The 273-nt window shown below is 53.8% G+C and carries 1 protein-coding gene; it reads left to right on the top strand.

Annotated elements, in window-relative coordinates; translation table 11 throughout:
• A partial coding sequence (locus R0J87_RS20320; protein WP_498888518.1) for a pyruvate kinase alpha/beta domain-containing protein occupies positions 1 to 273 on the top strand: 273 nt, incomplete at both ends.

Below are 273 nucleotides of genomic sequence, written 5' to 3'. Positions count from 1 at the left end.
AATGCTTGAAGTGGCAGCAGAAGAAGCGCGTAAGCATGGCGTGATAAAACAGGGCGACCGCGTAATCAGCATAGCTGGCGTTCCGGTCGGTGAAGCCGGCACGACCAACTTGATGAAGTTGCGGGTCATCGGCGACATCCTGGCTAAAGGCCAAGGCATCGGCAAGAATGTCGGCTTCGGGGAAGCAATCGTTGTGCGCAATGCAGAAGAAGCATTGGCAATGGACACGGAAGGCAAAATCATTGTGACTTACGGCACTGACCGTGACATGAT

This window comes from Halomonas sp. SIMBA_159, from assembly GCF_046536035.1.
Taxonomy (GTDB): domain Bacteria; phylum Pseudomonadota; class Gammaproteobacteria; order Pseudomonadales; family Halomonadaceae; genus Vreelandella; species Vreelandella venusta_A.
This window is presented reverse-complemented; position numbering and strand designations above follow the sequence as displayed.